Origin of the sequence: Microbispora sp. H10949 (assembly GCF_014161435.1) — a bacterium.
Classification (GTDB): Bacteria; Actinomycetota; Actinomycetes; order Streptosporangiales; family Streptosporangiaceae; genus Microbispora; species Microbispora triticiradicis.
In genome coordinates this window covers 86,426-106,981 of the sequence record NZ_JABBWZ010000015.1, presented here as the reverse complement: position 1 = coordinate 106,981, position 20,556 = coordinate 86,426, and the positions used below count along the sequence as shown (strand labels likewise).

The 20,556-nt window shown below is 72.6% G+C and carries 20 protein-coding genes; 14 read left to right on the top strand and 6 right to left on the bottom strand.

Going from position 1 to position 20,556, the window contains the following annotated elements:
* Positions 1-24 precede the first annotated feature (24 nt).
* Positions 25-1,104, top strand: coding sequence for a hypothetical protein (locus HHX40_RS32095; protein ID WP_259404094.1), 1,080 nt, complete (start codon positions 25-27; stop codon positions 1,102-1,104).
* Positions 1,105-1,230: 126 nt separating this feature from the next.
* On the opposite strand, the gene HHX40_RS32090 is transcribed toward HHX40_RS32095, so the two are convergent.
* Positions 1,231-1,665, bottom strand: a complete 435-nt coding sequence (locus HHX40_RS32090) for a CBS domain-containing protein (RefSeq protein ID WP_182877770.1) — start codon at positions 1,663-1,665, stop codon at positions 1,231-1,233.
* Between the two features lie 53 nt (positions 1,666-1,718).
* Complete coding sequence (locus tag HHX40_RS32085; RefSeq protein WP_117408357.1) at positions 1,719-2,081, bottom strand: hypothetical protein; 363 nt, start codon at positions 2,079-2,081, stop codon at positions 1,719-1,721.
* 90 nt (positions 2,082-2,171) lie between these two features.
* On the opposite strand from HHX40_RS32085, the gene lhgO reads away from it, so the two are divergent.
* From lhgO to HHX40_RS32065, 4 genes are all read left to right on the top strand, one after another.
* Positions 2,172-3,356, top strand: a complete 1,185-nt coding sequence (gene lhgO, locus HHX40_RS32080; protein ID WP_182883574.1) for an L-2-hydroxyglutarate oxidase — start codon at positions 2,172-2,174, stop codon at positions 3,354-3,356.
* An 18-nt stretch (positions 3,357-3,374) separates the two neighbouring features.
* The gene (locus HHX40_RS32075) at positions 3,375-4,097 is read left to right on the top strand and encodes a response regulator transcription factor (protein WP_182883573.1); all 723 of its coding nucleotides are present in this window, start codon (positions 3,375-3,377) and stop codon (positions 4,095-4,097) included.
* Between the two features lie 78 nt (positions 4,098-4,175).
* Complete coding sequence (locus HHX40_RS32070; protein ID WP_182883572.1) at positions 4,176-5,270, top strand: helix-turn-helix domain-containing protein; 1,095 nt, start codon at positions 4,176-4,178, stop codon at positions 5,268-5,270.
* Positions 5,267-5,812: a hypothetical protein gene (locus HHX40_RS32065; protein WP_182883571.1), complete on the top strand. Its 546-nt coding sequence runs from the start codon at positions 5,267-5,269 to the stop codon at positions 5,810-5,812. Before HHX40_RS32070 ends, HHX40_RS32065 begins: the two co-directional genes overlap by 4 nt.
* Before the next feature lie 53 nt (positions 5,813-5,865).
* Here the strand turns inward: HHX40_RS32065 and HHX40_RS32060 are convergent, their stop codons facing one another.
* Positions 5,866-7,857, bottom strand: coding sequence for an efflux RND transporter periplasmic adaptor subunit (locus HHX40_RS32060; protein ID WP_182883570.1), 1,992 nt, complete (start codon positions 7,855-7,857; stop codon positions 5,866-5,868).
* 133 nt (positions 7,858-7,990) lie between these two features.
* Between HHX40_RS32060 and HHX40_RS32055 the strand changes: the two genes are divergently transcribed.
* The 9 genes from HHX40_RS32055 to HHX40_RS32015 all read left to right on the top strand — a co-directional run bounded on the left by HHX40_RS32055 (position 7,991) and on the right by HHX40_RS32015 (position 18,332).
* Positions 7,991-9,142, top strand: coding sequence for an efflux RND transporter periplasmic adaptor subunit (locus tag HHX40_RS32055; protein WP_182883569.1), 1,152 nt, complete (start codon positions 7,991-7,993; stop codon positions 9,140-9,142).
* Positions 9,139-9,879 (top strand): ABC transporter ATP-binding protein, encoded by a 741-nt coding sequence (locus tag HHX40_RS32050; RefSeq protein WP_182883568.1) that lies wholly within the window; start codon positions 9,139-9,141, stop codon positions 9,877-9,879. Before HHX40_RS32055 ends, HHX40_RS32050 begins: the two co-directional genes overlap by 4 nt.
* Positions 9,876-11,174 (top strand): ABC transporter permease, encoded by a 1,299-nt coding sequence (locus HHX40_RS32045; RefSeq protein ID WP_182883567.1) that lies wholly within the window; start codon positions 9,876-9,878, stop codon positions 11,172-11,174. The genes HHX40_RS32050 and HHX40_RS32045 overlap by 4 nt, the downstream gene beginning before the upstream one ends.
* 53 nt (positions 11,175-11,227) lie before the next feature.
* On the top strand, positions 11,228-11,842 hold the full coding sequence (locus HHX40_RS32040; RefSeq protein ID WP_182883566.1) for a hypothetical protein: 615 nt from the start codon (positions 11,228-11,230) through the stop codon (positions 11,840-11,842).
* Positions 11,839-12,528: a response regulator transcription factor gene (locus tag HHX40_RS32035; protein ID WP_117408346.1), complete on the top strand. Its 690-nt coding sequence runs from the start codon at positions 11,839-11,841 to the stop codon at positions 12,526-12,528. The genes HHX40_RS32040 and HHX40_RS32035 overlap by 4 nt, the downstream gene beginning before the upstream one ends.
* Positions 12,503-14,014 (top strand): sensor histidine kinase, encoded by a 1,512-nt coding sequence (locus HHX40_RS32030; RefSeq protein WP_259404093.1) that lies wholly within the window; start codon positions 12,503-12,505, stop codon positions 14,012-14,014. Before HHX40_RS32035 ends, HHX40_RS32030 begins: the two co-directional genes overlap by 26 nt.
* 3 nt (positions 14,015-14,017) lie before the next feature.
* On the top strand, positions 14,018-14,698 hold the full coding sequence (locus tag HHX40_RS32025) for a hypothetical protein (protein WP_182883565.1): 681 nt from the start codon (positions 14,018-14,020) through the stop codon (positions 14,696-14,698).
* 116 nt (positions 14,699-14,814) lie between these two features.
* A complete protein-coding gene (locus HHX40_RS32020; RefSeq protein WP_117410471.1) occupies positions 14,815-16,554 on the top strand; it encodes an ABC transporter in 1,740 nt (579 codons plus the stop codon).
* Positions 16,551-18,332, top strand: a complete 1,782-nt coding sequence (locus tag HHX40_RS32015; protein ID WP_182883564.1) for a YfjP family GTPase — start codon at positions 16,551-16,553, stop codon at positions 18,330-18,332. Before HHX40_RS32020 ends, HHX40_RS32015 begins: the two co-directional genes overlap by 4 nt.
* A gap of 22 nt (positions 18,333-18,354) precedes the next feature.
* Here HHX40_RS32015 and HHX40_RS32010 read toward each other — a convergent pair whose 3' ends face one another.
* The 3 genes from HHX40_RS32010 to HHX40_RS32000 all read right to left on the bottom strand — a co-directional run bounded on the left by HHX40_RS32010 (position 18,355) and on the right by HHX40_RS32000 (position 20,496).
* Complete coding sequence (locus tag HHX40_RS32010) at positions 18,355-19,467, bottom strand: SPFH domain-containing protein (protein ID WP_182883563.1); 1,113 nt, start codon at positions 19,465-19,467, stop codon at positions 18,355-18,357.
* A 5-nt stretch (positions 19,468-19,472) separates the two neighbouring features.
* A complete protein-coding gene (locus tag HHX40_RS32005) occupies positions 19,473-19,904 on the bottom strand; it encodes an NfeD family protein (protein ID WP_182883562.1) in 432 nt (143 codons plus the stop codon).
* Positions 19,905-20,013: 109 nt separating this feature from the next.
* Positions 20,014-20,496, bottom strand: coding sequence for a hypothetical protein (locus tag HHX40_RS32000; protein ID WP_182883561.1), 483 nt, complete (start codon positions 20,494-20,496; stop codon positions 20,014-20,016).
* Between the last annotated feature and the right edge of the window lie 60 nt (positions 20,497-20,556).

Here is a 20,556-nt window from a genome sequence, read left to right as displayed (position 1 = left end):
GCGGGCATCGGGAATGATGACCACATGGGGCGAGCAACGGGGCGGACGCGGACGAGATGGATTCCGCGGGCCGTCCTGGCGCTCCTCGCGGCCGCGGGCGTGGCGGTGCCGGGCACCGTGCTGACGGAAACGGCGCTGCCGGGCACGGCGGCGCGGGCCGACGACGGGGAGCGCCTGCTGTTCCGGTTCCGGGACGAGCGCATCACCGAGTCGAGCGGCCTGGCCGTCTCGCCCACCCACAAGGGCATCGTCTACACCCACAACGACAGCGGCCACCTGGCGCAGGTCTTCGCGGTCGGGCCGGACGGCCGCACCCGCGCCACCTTCACGATCGGGAACGCCGAGGCCAGGGACTGGGAGGCCATCGCGGCCTCCGTCGATCCCGCCACCGGCCGCGGGGTGCTGTGGATCGGCGACATCGGGGACAACCTCGCGGACGGCGGGAAGAACGGCTGGCTGGACGTGTCCGTCTACAAGGTCGTCGAGCCCCGGACGATGGCGGACGCGACGCTGCGGGCCGTCCGGTACCGCTTCCGCTACGCCGACGGTCCCCGCAACGCCGAAGGGCTGATGGTCAACCCCCGCACCGGCCGGCTCTACGTCGTCAGCAAGGAGTTCTCCGGGAGCGTCTACGCCGCCCCCGCGAAGCTCCGTACCGACCGGGTGAACGTCCTGCGGCGGGTCGGCGACGCGCCCCTCATGGCCACCGACGCGGCGTACGCCCCCGACGGGTCGAGCTTCGTCGTCCGCACGTACTTCTCGGCGTCCGTCTACCGCGCGCCCGGGAAACCGCTCACGCGCGTCGCGATGCCGCCGCTCGATCAGGCGGAGTCGATCGCGTACACCGGCGACGGCCTGGCCCTGCTGACCGGGAGCGAGGGCGAGAGGAGCCCGGTCTACCGGGTGGCTCTGCCCGCCGTCGCACGGCCCAGCCCCGCCCCGAGCCGGGTCCGGGCCTCCGCGAGGCCGCGTGCGGTGGCCGCGCGGGGCGAGGAGGCCGAGGGGAACGGCGGGCTGGGCGTGCCGATGCCGGTGTTATGGGCGGCGGTCGCCCTGGGAGCGATCGGGGCCATCGCGTTCCTCGCCTACCGCACGGGCCGCTGAGGCCGTTCCCGCCGACCGAGGGGCCGGGCGCCGATGGCGCCCGGCCCCTCGGGGGAGCTCCGGCGGATCACGCCCGGCCGCGCGTGGCCCCGGGCGGAACTCGCCGGACTCCCGGCGCCGCGGGCCTCAGCCGTGCGCGTACAGGCGGTGGACGAACTCGGCGAGTTTGCTGTCGGGCAGTTCCTTGGCGAGGTCGGCCTCGCTGATCATCCCGACGATTCGATGGTTCTCGATCACCGGCATCCGCTTGATCTGGTGCTCCTCCATCTTCACGAGGGCCTCCTCGACGCTGGCGCCGGCGTCCACCCAGACCAGGCCGCGGGCGAGCTCGCTCGCCGTGGTCTGGTCGAGGTCCTTGCCCTCCGCGACGCACTTGATGACGATGTCGCGGTCGGTGATGATGCCCTTGAGCCGGTCGTCGTCCCCGCAGATGGGGAGCGCGCCGACGTTCATGTCCCGCATCATCTCCGCGGCCCTGCGCAGGCTCTCGTGCTCGCCGACGCACTCGGCGCCCTCGTGCATGACCTGGCCCGCGGTCTTGTTCACTCCCTCTGTGGTCATGGCTAACCCCCGATTCCCTCTTTTGGGGGGTTATGCCCCGTTATATCCGTGATTCACAGTCGGGGCAGGAAGTGCTCCCCGCGCAGCGCGCGCTCCACGAGCGTGATCGACTCGGCCAGCCGGACGAGGCGGGGCCCCTCCCGCCGGTAGGCGTCCAGGACGGAGGCGACCGCGTGCGGCGGCAGGTGCTCCTTGAGATCGACGGCGGCGCCGCGGTATCCCTCCCTGGCCGCCTGGATCGAGGCGCCCACCTGCTGCCGGGCCATCCGGGCGAGCGCGAGCGGATACCGGCGCAGCACGCCGTACGCGCGGTAGTCCGGCGGCACGGCGTCGAGCAGCCACGACACGGCCGACGTCTCCCAGTCGGGGCTGCCCGGCGGGCGGACCTCCGGCGGCCAGCCGGGTGGCACGTACACCCCGCAAGCATACCGAACAGAGGTTCGATCACGACGTGGCGGCTCCGGTCGCGAGACAATGACCCACATGCTGTCGACAACCTTGGCGTCATGAGAATCGGGATCGTCGGTGCCGGCATCCTCGGCCTGGCCGTGGCGCGGCGGATGGCGCGCGAGGGCGCCGAGGTGACCGTGCTGGAGAAGGAGTCCCGCGTCGCGGCCCACCAGACCGGGCACAACAGCGGGGTCGTGCACGCCGGGATCTACTACCAGCCCGGCTCGCTCAAGGCCACGCTCTGCCGGGAGGGCGTCGCGATGCTGCGCGAGTACTGCGCCGAGCACGGCCTGCCGTACGAGGAGGCGGGCAAGCTCGTGGTCGCCTCGACCCGGGCCGAACTGCCGGGGCTGCGCCGCATCGCCGAGCGGGCCAGGGAGAACGGCGTGCCCGGCGTCGCCGAACTCGACGCGATCGGCCTGCGGGAGATCGAGCCGTACGCGGCCGGGGTCGCCGCCGTCCACTCGCCGCACACCGCGATCACCGACTTCGCGGCCGTCGCGCACCGCCTCGCCGCCGACGTGGCCGAGGCCGGCGGGTCCGTACGGCTCTCGCATCCCGTACGCGCGATCCGGCAGACCACGGACGGCGTGCTCGTGGCGGCGGGGCGGGAGAGGTTCGCCTTCGACCGGCTGATCTCCTGCGCCGGTCTCGGCACCGACCGCGTGGCGGATCTGGCGGGGGCCGGCGGCGACGTGCGCATCGTCCCCTTCCGGGGGGAGTACTACCGGCTCGCCGGACCGGCCGCGGGCCTCGTACGCGGGCTGATCTATCCCGTGCCGGACCCCCGCTACCCCTTCCTCGGCGTCCACCTGACCCGCCGGATCGACGGAGAGGTCCTGGCCGGGCCCAACGCCGTCCCGGCGCTCGCCCTGGAGGGTTACTCGTGGGGCCGCGCCTCGCTGCGCGACCTGCGCGACATCCTGTCCTGGCCGGGCACCGGGAAGATGGCGGCCGAGCACTGGCGGACCGGCGTGCGCGAGGTGTACGGCTCGCTGGTCAAGCGGGCGTTCACCGCCGCCGTCCGGCGGTACGTGCCCGCGCTGACCTCGGCCGATCTCGTCCGCACCGGATCCGGCGTGCGGGCCCAGGCGGTGACCAGGGACGGCCGGCTCCTGGACGACTTCGCGATCGACGTGCGCGGGCGGATCGTGCTGGTGCGCAACGCGCCGTCGCCGGCCGCCACGAGCAGCCTGGCCATCGCGCGGCACATCGCCTTAACGGTTCCCTTAACCTCCTAGGTCTAGAGTTCTGGCGCCATGGTCGCTGAATCTTCCGAAGCCCGGCTGCTGATCGTCGAGGACGAGCCGAACATCCTCGAACTGCTCGCGGCCAGCCTGCGCTACGCCGGGTTCGAGGTCCACACCGCCTCCGATGGCGGCGCGGCGGTCGCCGCGGCCTACCGGCACCGCCCGGACCTGATCGTGCTCGACGTCATGCTGCCCGACATGGACGGGTTCGACATCGTACGGAGGCTCCGCGGCGGCGGCACCCACACTCCCGTCGTCTTCCTCACGGCGCGGGACGCGACCGAGGACAAGATCCGAGGGCTGACGCTCGGCGGCGACGACTACGTGACCAAGCCGTTCAGCCTGGAGGAGGTCGTCGCCCGCATCCGGGCCGTGCTGCGCCGCGCCGCCGGAGACCCGCTGCCGGTCCCGCCGCGGCTGACCTTCGCCGACATCGAACTGGACGAGGAGTCCCACGAGGTCTGGCGCGGCGGCCATGTCGTGTCGCTGTCGCCCACGGAGTTCAAGCTGCTGCGTTACTTCATGGTCAACGCCGGCCGGGTGCTGTCCAAGGCGCAGATCCTCGACCACGTGTGGGACTACGACTTCCGCGGCGACGCCGGGATCGTCGAGTCGTACGTCTCGGTGCTGCGCCGCAAGCTCGACAACGCCGAGTCCAGGGCCCATCCCCGGCTCATCCACACGCTGCGCGGCGTCGGCTACGTCATGCGCACCCCACCCACCCGGCCCTGAGCCGTAGCGGGGGCAACAATTGCCAAGGATCAGGCGTGGACCATCGCGCCTTCCGGGCAGTCGTGCGATTATCGCACTATGAAAGAGCCTGGTGAGTGGGCGGACATAGGTGAGCGCGTACGCGAGTGCCGCTTGGCGGCCGACATGTCGCAGGAGCAACTCGCGGCGGCGCTCCGGCTCGACCGGACGATGATCGCAAAAATCGAACGGGGGGTACGCCGAGTAGACGCGCTCGAACTCGCCAAGCTGTCCTCGGTGCTCAAGGTGCCTTTGACCTATTTCCTCGCTCCGGCACCGCTGGTCGTGTCTCGTCGTGCGGAACTGGCCGACGACACGCTTACGGACGCGGCGCGGCAGTCCTACCGCCTGGAAGTGGCGCTTTCCGCATGGCTGGCCGATATCCGTCAAATGATCGATGTAGGAGGCTTCTCTCCTTCAGGGATAGAGCGATATCCGGTAGCGATCCAGGACGCGTCGGACGCTCGGCGAGCGGCGCTGTGGGTGAGGGATCGGCTCGACCTCGGACGTGGCCCCATCGACTCGCTCATGAGCGTGTGCGAGCGGCTGGGGCAACTGGTCGCGGTGGTCGAAGTGCCGGGCGAGGGGGCCTCACTGGTTGAGGACGATCTGGCTGTTGCGGTCGTCAGCAGGCAGGGCGACCCCGGGCGCCGCCGCGCGACCGCGGCTCATGAACTGGGGCACCTGATCGTCGGGGACGAGTACTCCACCGACATAGGCGTCCACGTTTCCCGTGACGATCGAGAGGCGGTGATCGACGCCTTCGCCGCGGAGCTGTTGATTCCGGTCGAGGTATTCGCCGCTGTTCGTCGGAGCGAAGGGGTGAGGCGTGAAGACCTGGTGAGCCTCGCCGCGCGCTTCAGAACCTCCTGGTCGTTGACCATCCGGCAAGCCGTCGAATCTGGAATCATCGACGGGAACGCTGCGAGAGAGATGCGCAGAAGGAATCCGACTCGGGCGGAATTGATGGAAGCGGTCGGGTGGGCACCGCAACCCGACCTCGAAACGGTCCGGGTGCCCCCGAGTTACGCGCATGTGGTGGTGGAATGCTTCAAGAGGTCGCTCATCACGGCTTCTCGTGCCGTCGAGCTGATGCGTGGTCAGATCGTCGCAGCCGATCTTCCGCTGCCTGATGACGCGGAACCCGATCTGTGAGCCAGACCCAGCCCGCCCCCGTCTTCGTGTTCGACGCGATGTGTCTCAACCACTTCGCCCGCGCCGAACGCCTGGACGTGTTACGCGATCTCCTGGCCGGTATCACCTGTCTGACCACTCATGTGGTGCGGGAGGAGATCCGTGCAGGAGTAGAGGATCACCCGGCCCTTCAGGCCGTGCTGGACACGGATTGGCTCAACATCGCGAGGCTGGACTCCTTGGAGGAGATCAGCTGTTTCGCGAAATGGGTGCAACGCATTGGATCCTCGGACCGCAATCTGGGCGAAGCGAGCGTGTTCTCAGCGGCTGAACTGGCTCGTGGGATCGCCATAACCGACGATCGGGAAGCTGTAAGGGTGGGAAGGGCACATGGCCTGGAAGTCCATGGCACGATCTGGCTTCTCGCTCGTGCCGAAAGGGACGGGAAGCTCAACGAGGTGGCTGCCGGGAACATCGTGGATGCCTTGATCGCGACCGGGATGCGCCTGCCGTGTTCCGGTTCGACCTACGGAACCTATGTTCGCCGCATCATGAACAGGTGAGTCGAGGGCCGGGCCGCTTAGTTTCATGAACATGGCGCTGGGTCCCTGGTGGTTCAGCGGGGGGCGGGGAAGCCTTCGTCGGGGAAGGCGGTGGTCGTCGTGGGGAGGACGACCCGGTCGCCTTCGGAGAGGCCGGTGACGACCTCCACGTAGGTGTCGCCGCGTACGCCGACTCCGACCGTCCGCCGGACCTGGGCGCCGCCGTCGGCCACCATGACCACCGCCGTGCCGTCGCTCTGGACGCGTACGGCCTGGGAGGGGACGTAGAGCGCGTCGGCCGCCTCGTCGGTGGTCACCCGGACGGTGGCGCTCTGCCCCAGCAGCAGCCGGGCCGGGCGGCTGTCGAGGTCGATGCGTACGCCGTAGCGGACGAGCCGGTCGGAGGTGGTCGCGGTCGGGTCGATGTGGGCGACCGTCCCGCTGAATTCCCGTCCCGGTTGCGTGGGCAGCGTGACGACGGCGGGCTGACCGGTCTTCAGGAAGCGGATGTCCGACTCGGTGAACAGCGCCTGCACCTGGAGGTTGTCGAGATCGCCCAGGGTGACGAAGGCGCCCGAGGTGTAGCGGGAGCCTGTGGTCCCCGCGATCGACAGCACGGTGCCGTCCGCCGGAGCCTTGATCCGGACGCCCGCGAGGGCCTCCTTGGCCTCGGCCAGTTCGGTCGTCGCCTGGCTGACCTGCGCTTCGGCCTGTGCCTCGGTGAGCCGCGCGCCGCCCTGACCCGCCTGTCCGCCTCGGCTGTCCTGCCCGTCTTGACCCGCCTGTCCGCCTCGACCGCCGGGCTGACCGCCGCCGAGGCCCGTACGTCCCTGAGTGCCGCGACCTTCCTGTCCCTGCCGGTTCTGTCCCTGACCGCCCTGGCCGGGTGCGCAGGTGCCGGAGGGACGGCCGGGGGAGGGGCTCGCCGCGGCGGACGGCTTTCCCGGCTGCCCGGGTGACTGCTCGGGTGGTGCGGTGGGCGGAATCGAGATGCTCACCTCGGGATCGGGCCCGGTCCTGCCGTCGTGTCCGGGGTTCGGGTGATGCGTCCGCGTCGGATGCGGATGCGGGTGCGGGTGCCGGCTGGGCGAGGACGTTGGCTTGGGTTCGGGCTTGGGTTCGGGCTTGGGTTCGGGCTTGGGTTCGGGCTTGGGTTCGGGCTTGGGATCGGGCTTGGGTTCGGAACCGCCCCCCTGGTACGACACGAGCATGCTGCTCGCGGTGCCCGTCGTTCCGTCGCCTGCGTAGATCTCAGTGTCTTGGCTGATCGCGAGGGCGGTGCTCGTGCCGCCGGTCGGCGCGTACGCCGCGAGCAGGGCCGCGGCGGGCGCGGGCACCCGGGCCACATCCCAGGAGGAAACGGCCCGTGCCGCGGTGCCGGACGAGGGCCGGGCGGACGGGCGGGCCGTGGGACGCGGAGACGGCCGCGCGGTCGGGTGCGCCGAAGGGTGGGCGGAGGGCGTCGGGCAGGTGGCCTGGCCGCCGCCGGAACCTCCCCGCCCGGCTGATCCGGCGCCCGCCCCGGTTGCCCCTGCGCCGGTTGCCCCTGCGCCGGTCGTTCCCGGGTCCGAGCGACCGCTGGGGGTGCCGGTATTCGATCCGGCGGCGCCGGCTCCCGCTCCACTTCCCGTCCCGGTGCCGCGGGCGGATCCGGCCGCGGCGGTTCCCGCTCCGGCGCCGCCTGAAGACGTGGCGGTTCCGTTCCTGACGTCGTCGAGGGTCTCGCGGGCGGCGGCGAGGGCGGCCTTGGCGGCCTCGTAGTCCTCCCGGGCGATGGTGTCGTCGATCCGGGCGAGGACCCTGCCCCGGCGGACCTTCTCTCCCACCTTGACGTAGACCTTCTCGACCACGCCCTCCGCCCCGAAGGCGAGATCGCGCACCCCCGTGTCGACGGTGTTGCCCGCGGCCGAGACGTACGCCGTGACCGTGCCCCGCCTGACCGAGGCGAGCGACATCCGGCCGGCGTCGGAGGGATCGCCGCCGGTGGCGGAGATCACGGCGACGCTCGCGATGACGATCCCCGCCAGCGCGAGCCCTCCGACGCGGTATGGAGCACTCGATCTCATGGCGGTCATCCTGCTGGCGCCACGTCACCGATGGCTTGGCCCTACCTGAAAGTTGTCTGTGTATGCGGACTGTCAGCAAACCCTCAGCATCGGCCGAGGTTGCCCGAAGCGGGGTTTGCCAGGGTTCCACATCGTGAAGCTGTCGACGAAGCGCCGGACGCTGGTCATCAACGGCGTCCTGGTGGTGCTGCTGCTCGGCGGGATCGCCGCGGCCTGGGCGTCACTGGGAGGCGACTCCTCCGCCGGGGCCGCGCCGCTGACGACCCGGGTGACCCGCGGCACCGTGCTCGCGTCGGTGTCGGCGTCCGGTTCCGTCGAGAGCGCCCGGACCCGGGCGCTCTCGTTCGGCACGAACGGTACGGTGGAGGCCGTGCTGGTCGAGACCGGCGACAAGGTCAAGAAGGGCCAGGTGCTCGCCCGTCTCGACGACACGGCGGCCCGGGAGAGCCTGGAGGCGGCCAAGGCGAGCCTGGACGCCGCCGACGACGCCGACACCTCGACGGCCTCGGGCTACTCGCAGTACATCAGCGCGAGGAACGCCTACCGGTCGGCGAAGCGGGCGCTGGCGGGAACGGTGCTCAAGGCGCCGTTCGCGGGGATCGTCACCGCGGTCAACGGCGCGGAAGGCGGGTCCTCGGGCGGGTCCGGCGCCGCCTCCTCCCAAACCGGGCAGGGACAGTCCCAGTCTCAGTCACAGGGCGGGTCCACCGGTTTCGTCGAGATCGCCGACCCCGCGCGGCTGCGGATCGTGGGCGACTTCACCGAGGCCGACGTCACCAGGATCAGGACCGGCCAGACGGCGACGGTGACCTTCGACGCGCTCACCGGGGTGATGGCCGCCGGCAAGGTGTCCGTGATCGACCCGCAGCCGCAGACGAACAACAACGTCGTCCAGTACGCGGTGACGGTCACGCTGACCGGCGTCCCCTCCTCCGTACGGCTCGGGCAGACGGCCACGGTCCAGGTGACGGTGGGCAAGGCGGACGACGTGCTCACGGTGGCGTCCTCGGCGGTCACCACGGCGGGCGGCCAGTCGCTGGTGACCGTGCTGGAGAACGGCAGGCAGGTGGTGAGGCGGGTGGAGGCGGGCCTGAAGGGCGACACGACCACCGAGATCAAGTCGGGGCTCCAGGAGGGCGACCAGGTGGTCCGGCCCCAGGCCACGACCACCGGCGGAGGCGGCGGCATCCAGTTCCCGGGCGGTGGAGGCGGATTCGGCCGCGGCTTCGGCGGCGGCGCGGGTGGAGGCGCGGGTGGCGCGAACAGGGGCGGTGGCGGCCGATGAACCCCACCCCGCCGCCCGTGCTCGTCCTCGGCCAGGTCACCAAGGTGTACGGCGAGGGTGAGACCGCGGTGCGCGCGCTGCGCGGGGTGTCGCTCACGGTCGAGCGCGGCGACTACGTGGCGATCATGGGGGCCTCGGGGTCCGGCAAGTCGACGCTGATGAACATCATCGGCTGCCTTGACGTGCCGACCGGCGGCACCTACCACCTGGACGGCACCGACGTCGGCGCCCTGGACGAGCGGCGGCTGGCGATCGTCCGCAACCGGAAGGTGGGGTTCGTCTTCCAGTCGTTCAACCTGATCCCCCGGATGAGCGCGCTCGCCAACGTCGAACTGCCCCTGGCGTACGGCGGGGTCCACGCCGCGGAGCGGCGCCGCCGGGCGCTGGCCGCGCTCGACCGGGTGGGGCTCGCCGACCGGGTCCACCACCAGCCCAACGAACTGTCCGGCGGCCAGCAGCAGCGGGTGGCGGTGGCCCGCGCGCTCGTCACCGCGCCGACCCTGCTGCTCGCGGACGAACCCACGGGGGCCCTCGACAGCACGTCCAGCGGAGACATCATGAGCATCTTCGACCGGCTGAGCGCGAGCGGCCGGACCCTCGTCCTCATCACGCACGAGGAGGAGGTCGCCGCCCACGCCAAGCGGGTCGTCCGCCTCATGGACGGCCGGATCGTGGACGACGTGCGCACCACCCCGGTGGGCGGCCTGCCTCCGCGGCTCGCCGGGGTGGCCTCGTGAACGCCGCGGAGGTCCTGCGCTTCGCGCTGCGCGGCCTGGCCGCCAACAGGATGCGCAGCGCGCTCACCATGCTCGGCATCCTGATCGGCGTCGCCGCGGTGATCCTGCTGGTCGCGGTGGGCGAGGGGTCCTCCCGGCAGATCCAGCAGAACATCCAGCGGCTCGGGGCGAACTCGCTGACCATCACGCCCTCGACCTCGGGTGGCGGAGGGGGGCCCGGCGGAGGGTTCGCCCGGCTCCTCGGCGGCGGAGCTGGAGGCGGGGGAGGCGGCGGCCAGGGCGCGCGGCAGAACACCGGCCCCCGCACCCAGGCCAGGGACCTGACCCTGGACGACGCGCGGGCGCTGGCCGACCCGGCGAACGCCCCGTCCGTCAAGAGCGTCTCGCCGGTCGTGACCGCCCAGTCCCAGACGGCGACGTACGAGGGGGCGAGCCACTCGATCGGGCAGCTCGTCGGCACCTATCCGAGCTATTTCGAGACGTCCAACAAGCCGGTCGTCAAGGGCGCCTACTTCTACAACGACGACGTGCTCGCCGCCCGGAAGGTCGTGGTCATCGGGCACACGGTGGCCGAGGACCTGTTCGGCGCGGTCGATCCGGTCGGCCGGCAGATCACCGTGTCCGGCGTGCCCTTCACGGTCGTGGGCGTGCTCAAGGAGGCCGGCTCGTCGGGGTTCCAGGACGCCGACGACCTGGCGATCGCCCCGCTGCCCGCCGTACAGCAGAGCCTGACGGGGTTCGGGCCGCTGGGACAGATCCTCGTGCAGGCGAAGAGCGCCGAGACGGTGGACGCGGCGCAGAGCGAGGTCGCCGGGGTGCTCGACCAGCGGCACGGGATCACGAACGCGGCGGGCGCCGACTACCGCATCCTCAACCAGGCGACCCTGCAGGAGACGGTCAGCGCGGCGACCGCGACGTTCACGGTCCTGCTCGGCGCGGTGGCGGCGATCAGCCTGCTCGTCGGCGGCATCGGCATCACCAACATCATGCTCGTCACGGTCACCGAGCGGACCCGGGAGATCGGCATCCGGAAGGCGATCGGCGCGCCCAGGGGGGCGATACTGGGACAGTTCCTCGCCGAGGCGACGATGCTCAGCCTGGTCGGCGGCCTGCTGGGCGTGCTGATCGCGGTCGTCGGCGCACAGTTCACGATCGCGGGCGTACGGCCGGTCATCGTCCCGGCCTCGATCGCGCTGGCGCTGGGCGTGTCGGTCGCGATCGGCCTGTTCTTCGGCAGCTATCCCGCCAACCGCGCCGCCGGACTGCGGCCGATCGAGGCCCTGCGCTTCGAATGACCCGGACCCCCAATCCACAACCCGAGCCCCGGACCCACAGAAGGGAGACGGATGTGAGCAGACACGACACAGAGGAGCTTCTGGAGAGCTCGCCGTTCGGCGACGACCTCCAGGAGGTGCTGGCGGCGCATCCGGCGCGGGCGGGCGCGTCCAGGGTGACCCTGGCCCTGGCCGGAGGCGTCCTGCTGGTGGCCGGGCTGCTCCTCGGCATCCAGGCGCACAAGCTCTTCGGCGGTTCCGCGGCGGGACCGGGCCGCGCCGCCGGGGCGGGAGCGTACGGCGGCGGCCAGGGCCCCGCCGGTGTTCAGGCCGGCCAGGGCGCCGCCGGGGGCGGGTACGCGCGAGGCGGAGCCTTCGGCGGTGCGGGCGGGGGTACGGGCAGGGGCGCCGGAGCTGGAAACGGAGGCGGAGGCGGTGCGGGTGGCATGACCTTCGGCACCGTCAAACTGGTCGACGGCGACAAGATCTACGTCGAGACCATGAGCGGTGGGGTGGTCACGGTCACCACCTCCCGGGACACCCGCGTCCAGGTGACCCGGGCGGGCAAGATCGCGGACATCGAGCCGGGCAGCTTCGTCACCGTCGCGGGGACCGCCGACGCGGAGGGGCAGGTGGCGGCCACGTCCGTCACCCAGGGCTCGCCCGCCGGCAGGAGGGCGGGCTCGTGACCACCGAGGGTCGTCTGCTGGTCGTCGACGACGAGCCCGACATCAGGGAGCTTCTGTCCGCGAGCCTGCGGTACGCCGGATTCGAGGTGATCACGGCCGCGACGGGGCGTGAGGCGGTGGAGCTCGCCGGACAGGCGCGCCCGGATCTGGTGGTGCTCGACGTCATGCTGCCCGACCTGGATGGTTTCGCCGTCTCCGACCGGCTCCGCCAGACGGGGCGGCGGATCCCCGTGCTGTTCCTCACCGCGAGGGACGCCGCCGAGGACAAGCTCGCCGGTCTCGGCCGCGGCGACGACTACGTGACCAAGCCGTTCAGCCTGGAGGAGGTGCTCGCCCGGATCCGGGCGGTGCTGCGCCGCACCCGTTCGGGCGAGCCGCTCCCCGCCCGGCTGTGCGTCGCCGACCTGGAGCTCGACGAGGAATCGCACCAGGTGTGGCGCCGCGGCGCGCCGGTGCGGCTCTCGCCCACCGAGTTCAAGCTGCTGCACTACTTCATGGCGAACCAGGGCCGGGTGCTGTCGAAAACGCAGATACTCGACCACGTCTGGCGCTACGACTTCGGCGGAGACCGCAACGTCGTCGAGTCGTACGTCTCCTATCTGCGGCGCAAGGTGGACGCGGTCGAGCCGAAGCTGATCCACACCCTGCGCGGTGTCGGCTATGTCCTCCGTGCGCCGCGTGGGTGAGCGGCTCCGCGCCATGACCGGGGCGGGCCGCACGCTGCGCCTGCTCGGCGTCCGCGAGCTTCGGCGGCGGGCCGCGCGGACCCCGCTGTGGCTGCGGCTCGTCGCGGGGACGCTGCTGCTCGTGACGCTCGCGATCGCGCTGACCGGCGGTTTCGCCGTACAGCTCCTGCGCGGTTATCTGGTGGACCGGGTCGACGCACAGCTCTCGGCGTTCGCCCGGCGCCCGTCGGAGCCGCCTTCCGTGTCGCGGCCGAGAGACCCGGACACGGAGACGTTCTCACGGCCGCCGAGGCAGTTCGGCTTCTTCTACATCGTCCTGCTCGACAATGACGGCAGGCTGCTGCACACGGTGCAGGAGCCGCCGAACTCCGATCCGCCCGTGCTGCCCAAGCCCAGGGCGGACCGCGGGCAGTGGCTGTTCACGGTCGAGTCCCCCTCCGGGGACCGGTGGCGGGGGATCGTCGTGCGCGAGGAGCGGCGCGCCCGCTTCCGCGTCGCGGCGGTGAGTCTCGCCGACATCGACGGCACGGTCTCCCGGCTCGCGATGATCGTCACCGGGGTGGGTCTCGCCGTGGTCGTCGCGCTCGGGGTCGCCTGCTACTGGCTCGTACGGCACAGCCTGCGCCCGCTCGGGGAGATCGAGCGGACGGCGGAGGCCATCGCGGCGGGCGACCTGTCGCGGCGTGTCCCGCTCCGCCACCGGCGTACCGAGATGGGCAGGCTCGGCCGGTCCATCAACGGGATGCTCACCCAGATCGAGACGGCGTTCCGGGAGCGGGAGGCGTCGCAGGAGCGGATGCGCCGCTTCATGGCCGACGCCTCCCACGAACTGCGTACGCCGCTGACCTCGATCCGGGGCTACGCCGAGCTGTACCGGCAGCAGCGGTCGCAGGATCCCGAGACGCTGCTGCGCCGCATCGAGGACCAAGCCGTACGGATGGGCCTGCTGGTGGACGACCTGCTGCTGCTCGCGCGGCTCGACCAGCAGCGTCCGCTCGAACGCCGCCCGGTGGACGTGCTCAGCCTCGCGGCGGGGGCGGTGCTGGACGCGCAGACCCTGGCGCCGGACCGGGAGATCGACCTGCTCCGGCTGGACGGGTCGGACGGGCCGGTGCGGGTGCTCGGCGACGAGGCGCGGCTGCGGCAGGTCGTCGGCAACCTGGTGAGCAACGTCCTGCGCCACACGCCCGACGGCACCGCCTTCCGCGTCGGCGTGGGCAACCTGCCCGGCCCGTTCGCGATGATCGAGGTGGCCGACGACGGGCCCGGTCTCGCGCCCGGCGACGCCGGCCGCGTCTTCGAGAGGTTCTACCGCGCCGACCCCGCCCGCAGCCGGTCCGACTCCGGCGGAACGGGACTGGGGCTGTCCATCGCCGCCGCCCTCGTGCAGGCGCACGGCGGCACCATCACGGCGGACAGCGAACCCGGGCGCGGCGCCGTGTTCCGCATCCGCATCCCCGCCTGCCCACCCGTCGAGAAAGGCTGACAGATGCCAGGCACTTCGAGATCCGCCTTACGTCGTCCGTACGCCGCGGTGGTCGCGGTGCTCCTCACGGCCACGGTGGCCGGCTGTGGTGGTGGAGACGCCGGCGCCGGTGGTGCTGCGGCCGGTGGTGGCGCGGGTGGCGGTGCTGCGGCCGGTGACGCGAGTGGCGGCGGCGCGGGTGGCAGCGGTGCGGGTGGCAGCGGTGGTGCGGGCGGTGCCGCGACCGCCGGCCGGGCCGCGGGCGCCGGCTCCCTGGTGGCGTTCGCCGAGTGCATGCGCCAGAACGGCGTCGTGCTGCCGAGCGGCCGCCCCTCCGCGTGGCCCAGCGGGCGGCCCACCGCGTGGCCCAGCGGGCGGCCCACCGCGTGGCCCAGCGGAAGGCCCAGCGGCAGGCCGGGCGGGGGCTTCGGCGGGTTCCGCTCGATGGACCCGGCGACGCGGAAGGCGTTCGAGGCGTGCCGCTCGCTGATGCCGCAGGGCGGCCAGGGCGGGTTCGGCCGGCGCGGTGGAGATCCCCAGGCCCTGCAGGCGTTCCGCACCTGCATGAAGGACAACGGCGCCGAGATCTCCGGCGCGGTCCGCGTTCGTGACCTCGCGACGGCGGACCCCAAGGCCGCCAAGGCGTACGAGAAGTGCAGGGTGCTGCTGCCCGCCGCCACGCCCACCCCCGCCCCCGGCTCCTGACAACCCGCGCGCTGTCACCGCTCCCGCCCCCGGCGCCGGCGAAACGGGCCTGCCGCCGCTCCAGCCCCGGCCCCGGGGGCTGATTCGAGGGCCTTCCCCGGGGAAAGTCGGGTGGTATGGCGGGGAACGACAGGCTGCGAGCGGCCCTGGAGAGCCTGCGGCGTCACCTCGATCAGGACCTGTTCCCTCTGGAGATCGGGGACGCCGCGGCCGACCGGCGTGTGCTGAAGGAGCTGCGCGGACAGCTCGACGACTACCTGCTGCCCCGGCTCGCGGCCATCGACGCGCCGCTGCTCGCCGTCGTCGGCGGTTCGACCGGGGCGGGCAAGTCGACGCTGGTCAACTCGCTGGTCGGCACGACCGTGACCGAGCCGGGCGTGCTGCGGCCCACCACGCTCGCGCCGACCCTGGTGTGCAACCCCGCCGACTCTCCCTGGTTCACCTCCCCGGTGATCCTGCCCGGCCTGGCCAGGGTGACGGGCGGCGCGATCGGGGGAGCGGCCGGCGGGGGACGGGGCGAGCCCGGCACGCTCCGGATCGCCCCCGTGGAGGCGTTGCCCCCCGGCTTGGCGCTGCTCGACGCCCCCGACATCGACTCGGTCGTCACCGCCAACCGGGAACTGGCCGCGCAACTGCTCGCCGCCGCCGACCTGTGGCTGTTCGTCACGACCGCCGCGCGGTACGCGGACGAGGTGCCGTGGAGCTTCCTGCGCCTGGCCCGCGAGCGGAGCACGGCACTCGCGGTGATCCTCCAGCGGGTGCCGGACGAGGCGCGTGAGCCCGTGGCCGCCGACCTGGCCCGGCTGCTCGCGGACAACGGGCTGGCCGGCACGCCGCTGTTCGCCGTACCGGAGCTGGCGCTGCCCTCGGAACGGGCCCGGCTGCCCGCGGCCGTCGTGCAGCCGATCGCGACCTGGCTCGCCGATCTGTCGGTGGACGCCAAGGCCCGGGCCGAGGTGGTCCGGCGCACCCTCACCGGGGCGCTCGACAGCCTCGCGACCCGGGTGCCCGATCTCGCCGACCGCGTCGAGCGCCAGCGCGCGGGCATCGCCGAACTGCGCGCCATCGCCGACAAGGCGTACGACGTGGCGATGTCGGCGTTCGACGAGGGCATGCGGGACGGCAGGCTGCTGCGCGGGGAGGTGCTGGCCCGCTGGCAGGACTTCGTCGGGACCGGCGACCTCATGCGGTCACTGGAGTCGCGGATCGGCTGGCTGCGCGACCGGATCGCGGCGGCGTTCCGCGGCCGTCCCGCCCCCGACCGGGAGCTGCGTGTGGCGCTGGAGAGCGGGGTCGAGTCACTGATCCGGTCCACGGCCGACGGCGCCGCCGAGCGGGCCGTCGAGGCGTGGCTGGCCCTGCCCGCCGGGCGCGACGTGCTGGACAGGTCCGGCGTCGCCGTCTCCGGACGTCTCGGCCGCGCCTCCGCCGACCTGCCCCGCCGGGCGGGCGAGGCCGTACGCGCCTGGCAGGGTCACGTGCTCGACCTGGTCAGGTCGGAGGGCGCCGATCGGCGCACACTCGCCCGGGCGGCGTCCTTCGGGGTGAACAGCCTGGGGGTCCTGATCATGCTGGCGGTCTTCTCCACGACGGGCGGGATCACCGGCATAGAGCTGGGCATCGCCGGAGGCACGGGCGTGCTGAGCCAGAAGCTGCTGGAGGCCGTCTTCGGTGACCAGGCCGTACGCACCCTGACCCAGGAAGCCCGGGAGGACCTGCGCCGCCGGGTGCGGGCGCTGCTCGACGAGGAACGCGCCCGCTTCTCCTCACTGGTCGAGGGGCTCGGCCCGGCCACCGAGACGGCGGCCCGGCTGCGGGAGGCCGCAAAGGCCGTACAGGAGAGGGGCGATCTTTGAAGCTCCTGCGCAGGAAGGCGGAGGTGTCGCTGGACGCCCGCCTGGAGGCGCTCGCGGAGGCCGCCGACCTGGCGGAGGGCCGGCTCGGCCATGACACCGTCGAGCGCGCCCGCGCCGTGGTGACCCGGGCCGGCGTACGGCGTGGCCTGTCGGTGGACCACACGGCCGTGGCTCTGGCGGGAGCGACGGGCAGCGGGAAGTCGTCGCTGTTCAACGCGTTGTCCGGGACGGAACTCGCGACCGTCGGCGTGACCCGCCCGACCACGTCGAAGGCGCAGGCGGCCCTGTGGGGCCCGGACGGCTCCGGCCCGCTGCTCGACTGGCTCGGCGTCCCGGTGCGGCACACCGTCGAAGGGGAGACGTCGGGGCTGATCCTGCTCGACCTGCCCGACCACGATTCGATCGAGCTGTCCCACCGCGAGGAGGTGGACCGTCTCGTCGCCGTGGTCGACCTGCTGGTCTGGGTGCTCGACCCGCAGAAGTACGCCGACGCGGCCGTGCACGAGCGTTATCTGCGGCCGCTCGCCCGGCACCGGGACGTCATGGTCGTGGTGCTCAACCAGGTGGACCGGCTGCCCGAGCACGCCGTCAAGCGCTGCCTGGACGACCTGCGAGGGCTGCTGGAGGCCGACGGCCTCGACGACGTGCCGTTCCTCGCCGTGTCCGCCCGCACCGGTGCGGGCATCCCCGAGCTGCGGGAGCTGCTCGACCGGAAGGTCTCCCGCCGTCGTGCCTGGTCGTCGCGCCTCGCCGCCGACGTGGCCTCGTCCGCCGCGGCGCTCTGGGCCGACACCCGGCCCGCGGTAACGGGCGACGCGCCGGTGGCCGTACGGGCACTCGCCCCCACTCCGGACGCCCGGGCGCTGACGGCTTCCACTCCGGTGGCGGCGGAGCCCTCGCGCGCGGACGCCCGGACCCCGGAGACGGCGTGGCAGGGCCCCGCGCCGGCCGGGACGGCGCACGCGGGGACGACGCCGGCCGGGCAGGATCGGGCGTCGGCGCCGGGGGATGTGGTCGTGCCGGAGGTCACCGTGAGCAGGGCCCTGACACGGGCGCTCGCACAGGCGGCCGGGGTGCCGGTCGTGGTGGACGCCGTCGCGAAGTCACACCGGCACCGCTCGACCGCCGCGACGGGATGGCCGGTGACGCGCTGGCTGCGGAAGCTGAGGCCCGACCCGCTGCGCCGCTTGCACCTGGCCCGCGGCAGCCGGTCGTCGCTGCCCCCGGCCACCGCCGTGCAGGCGTCCGCCCTCGACACCGCGCTGCGAGACGTGGGAGTCGCCGCCTCGGCGGGGGTGCCCGAGCCGTGGGCGACAGCCGTACGGCACGCCGCCCGCTCGCGGTCCGGTGAGCTGACCGACACCCTGGACCGGGTGGTCGCGACCGTCTCCGGCGGCGTGTCCCGGGCTCCGCGCTGGTGGCGGGTGGCCGGGACGGCCCAGTGGCTGACCGTCGCCGCCATGGCGGCCGGGGCGATCTGGCTGCTCGTGGTGTTCGGGCTCGACTATCTGATGCTGCCCCGGCCGTTCACCCCGACCCTGGGCCGGGCGCCCTGGCCGACCGTGCTGCTGATCGGCGGCGCGCTGCTGGGCGTGCTGATCGCCCTGGTGTGCCGTGCGGCGGCCTGGCTGGGCGGGCGACGCCGGGCACGCAGGGCCGCCAGAGCCCTGCGCGCCCAAATCGAGCAGGTCGCCGCGGAGTTGATCGTCACCCCTACGCGGGATGAGCTGTCCCACTACGCCCGGTTCGCCGAGTGCGTGACCGTCGCCGCGTCCTGACCGTCCGCCGGGACGCGCCGGGTCAGGGGCGTTCGGCGGGCGGGATGGTGCCCGACGGGTCGGGCGTGACGGCGTGGGCGGGGTCGGGGTTGGCCAGGGTGTCGAGGTCGGGACGGCCGGCTTCGATCCGGCGCGGGCCCATCTCGCTGTCCTCGGCCGCCGCCTTCGCCTCGGCGGCGGCGCGCTCGGCCTCCGCGACCGCCTCGCTGCCCGCCGCGCTCAGCTCACGCCTGCCGCTTTCCGCCGTGGTGGCGGAGGAGGCGGGCAGCGCCTCGGTGAACGCCTTGGACACCGAGTTGAGCGCCGAGGTGACCTCGCTCGGGATCACCCAGAACGTGTTGCCCTCGCCCTGCGCGAGCTGGGGCAGCACCTGGAGGTACTGGTAGGCGAGCAGCTTGGGGTCCGGGTCGTTGCGGTGGACGGCCTGGAACACCTCGTCGATGGCCTGCGACTGGCCCTGGGCCTTCAGGATCTGCGAGGTCCGCTCACCCTCGGCCCGCAGGATGGCGCTCTGCTTCTCGCCCTCCGCCGTGAGGATCTGCGACTGCCGCTGGCCCTCGGCCGTGAGGATCGCCGCGCGCTTGTCCCGCTCGGCGCGCATCTGCTTCTCCATCGCGTCCTTGATGGTCTTCGGCGGGTCGATCGCCTTGATCTCGACCCGGTTGACCCGGATGCCCCACTTGCCGGTGGCCTCGTCGAGCACGCCGCGCAGCTGGCTGTTGATCACGTCGCGGGAGGTGAGCGTCTTCTCCAGGTCCATGCCGCCGACCACGTTGCGCAGGGTCGTCACGGTGAGCTGCTCGACGCCCTGGATGAAGTTGGCGATCTCGTACTCCGCCGCCCGGGGATCGGTGACCTGGAAGTACAGCACGGTGTCGATGTCCACCACCAGGTTGTCCTCGGTGATGACGGGCTGCGGCTGGAACGACACCACCTGCTCGCGCAGGTCCAGGAGCGGACGAACCCGGTCGATGTACGGGATCACGAAGTTCAGGCCGGGACCGAGCGTGCGGTAGTACCTGCCCAGGCGTTCGACGTTGCCGGCCCGGGCCTGCGGCACGATGCGGACCGACCGTAGGACCGTGAAGACCACGACCAGGGCGATGACGATTCCGGCGATTACTGCTCCGTCCATGCTCACTACTCCCGGGGGTACACGAGGGCGGTGGCGCCCTCGATCTCTATGACGTCGACCGTGGCCCCCGCCGGGATCACGAGCGTCTCGTCGTATGCGCGGGCCGACCACTCCTCGCCGCCGATACGTACCCGGCCGTCCCTGCCGGTGACCTCGGCGGTCACGTACGCGGGCTTGCCGATCAGCGCGGACACCCCGAAGCGGCGCGGTGGAGGCTGCTTGATGTGCCGCAACGCGAGGGGCCGTACTCCGGCGAGGCCGGCCACGGAGGCGATGACGAACACGGCGAGCTGGAGCGCGGGCGGCAGCCCGACGAGCGCGACCACCGTCGTGAGAAGAGCCGCGATCGACAACAGTCCCAGCGCAGCGGTCAGCGTGAAGATCTCCGCGACGCCCAGCACCGCCGCCAGGATGAGCCATACGATCCAGGAGTCCATTGCCGCCTCCATAGCAATGAACGAATGTCATCACCGTCTGGTTCCTCCCTCAAACCTAACGTGCCGGGGAAACGGCCGTACCGGAGTATCGCGGGCGGGGCGTGGCGGTTCAGCTTCTCGTGACGTCCGGCGCGGACGGCGCGGACGGCGCTGACGGAGCGCCCGGCAGCCGTGACCCGGCGGGCAGCAGCGGTTGGCACGCGTTCACCGCCGCTCCGTATATCCGCGACGATCCGTCGACCCGCTCACCTCCGACGTCCAGGTTGACCAGGCCGTCCGACGAGAAGGTGACGTCGGGGAAGCCGGGCAGGCCGTGCGCGCGCATGCAGGCCGTGAAGGCGGCGCCTGTCTCCGCGCCGGTCGTGCCGCTCACGGCGGCGGTCCTCACTGTGGTCGTGGCGGTCACGGCCGTACGCTTCACGGTCGCGGTGTCCGCGCCGGTCGCGCGGTTTCCGGCGGCCTTGCCGCTCGTGGCCCCGCCTGTGATCAGGCCGGTCAGCACGGCGATCACGGCCACGGCCGCCACGGCACCCAGCACGATCGCCGGGCCTGCGACGGCACGCGACATGCGCCTGATCGTCGGTCGCGTCATCTCGGCTGCTCCTCGGAGAGTGGGGATCTGTCGACGCGTCCGAGCCAAGCGGGGCACCGG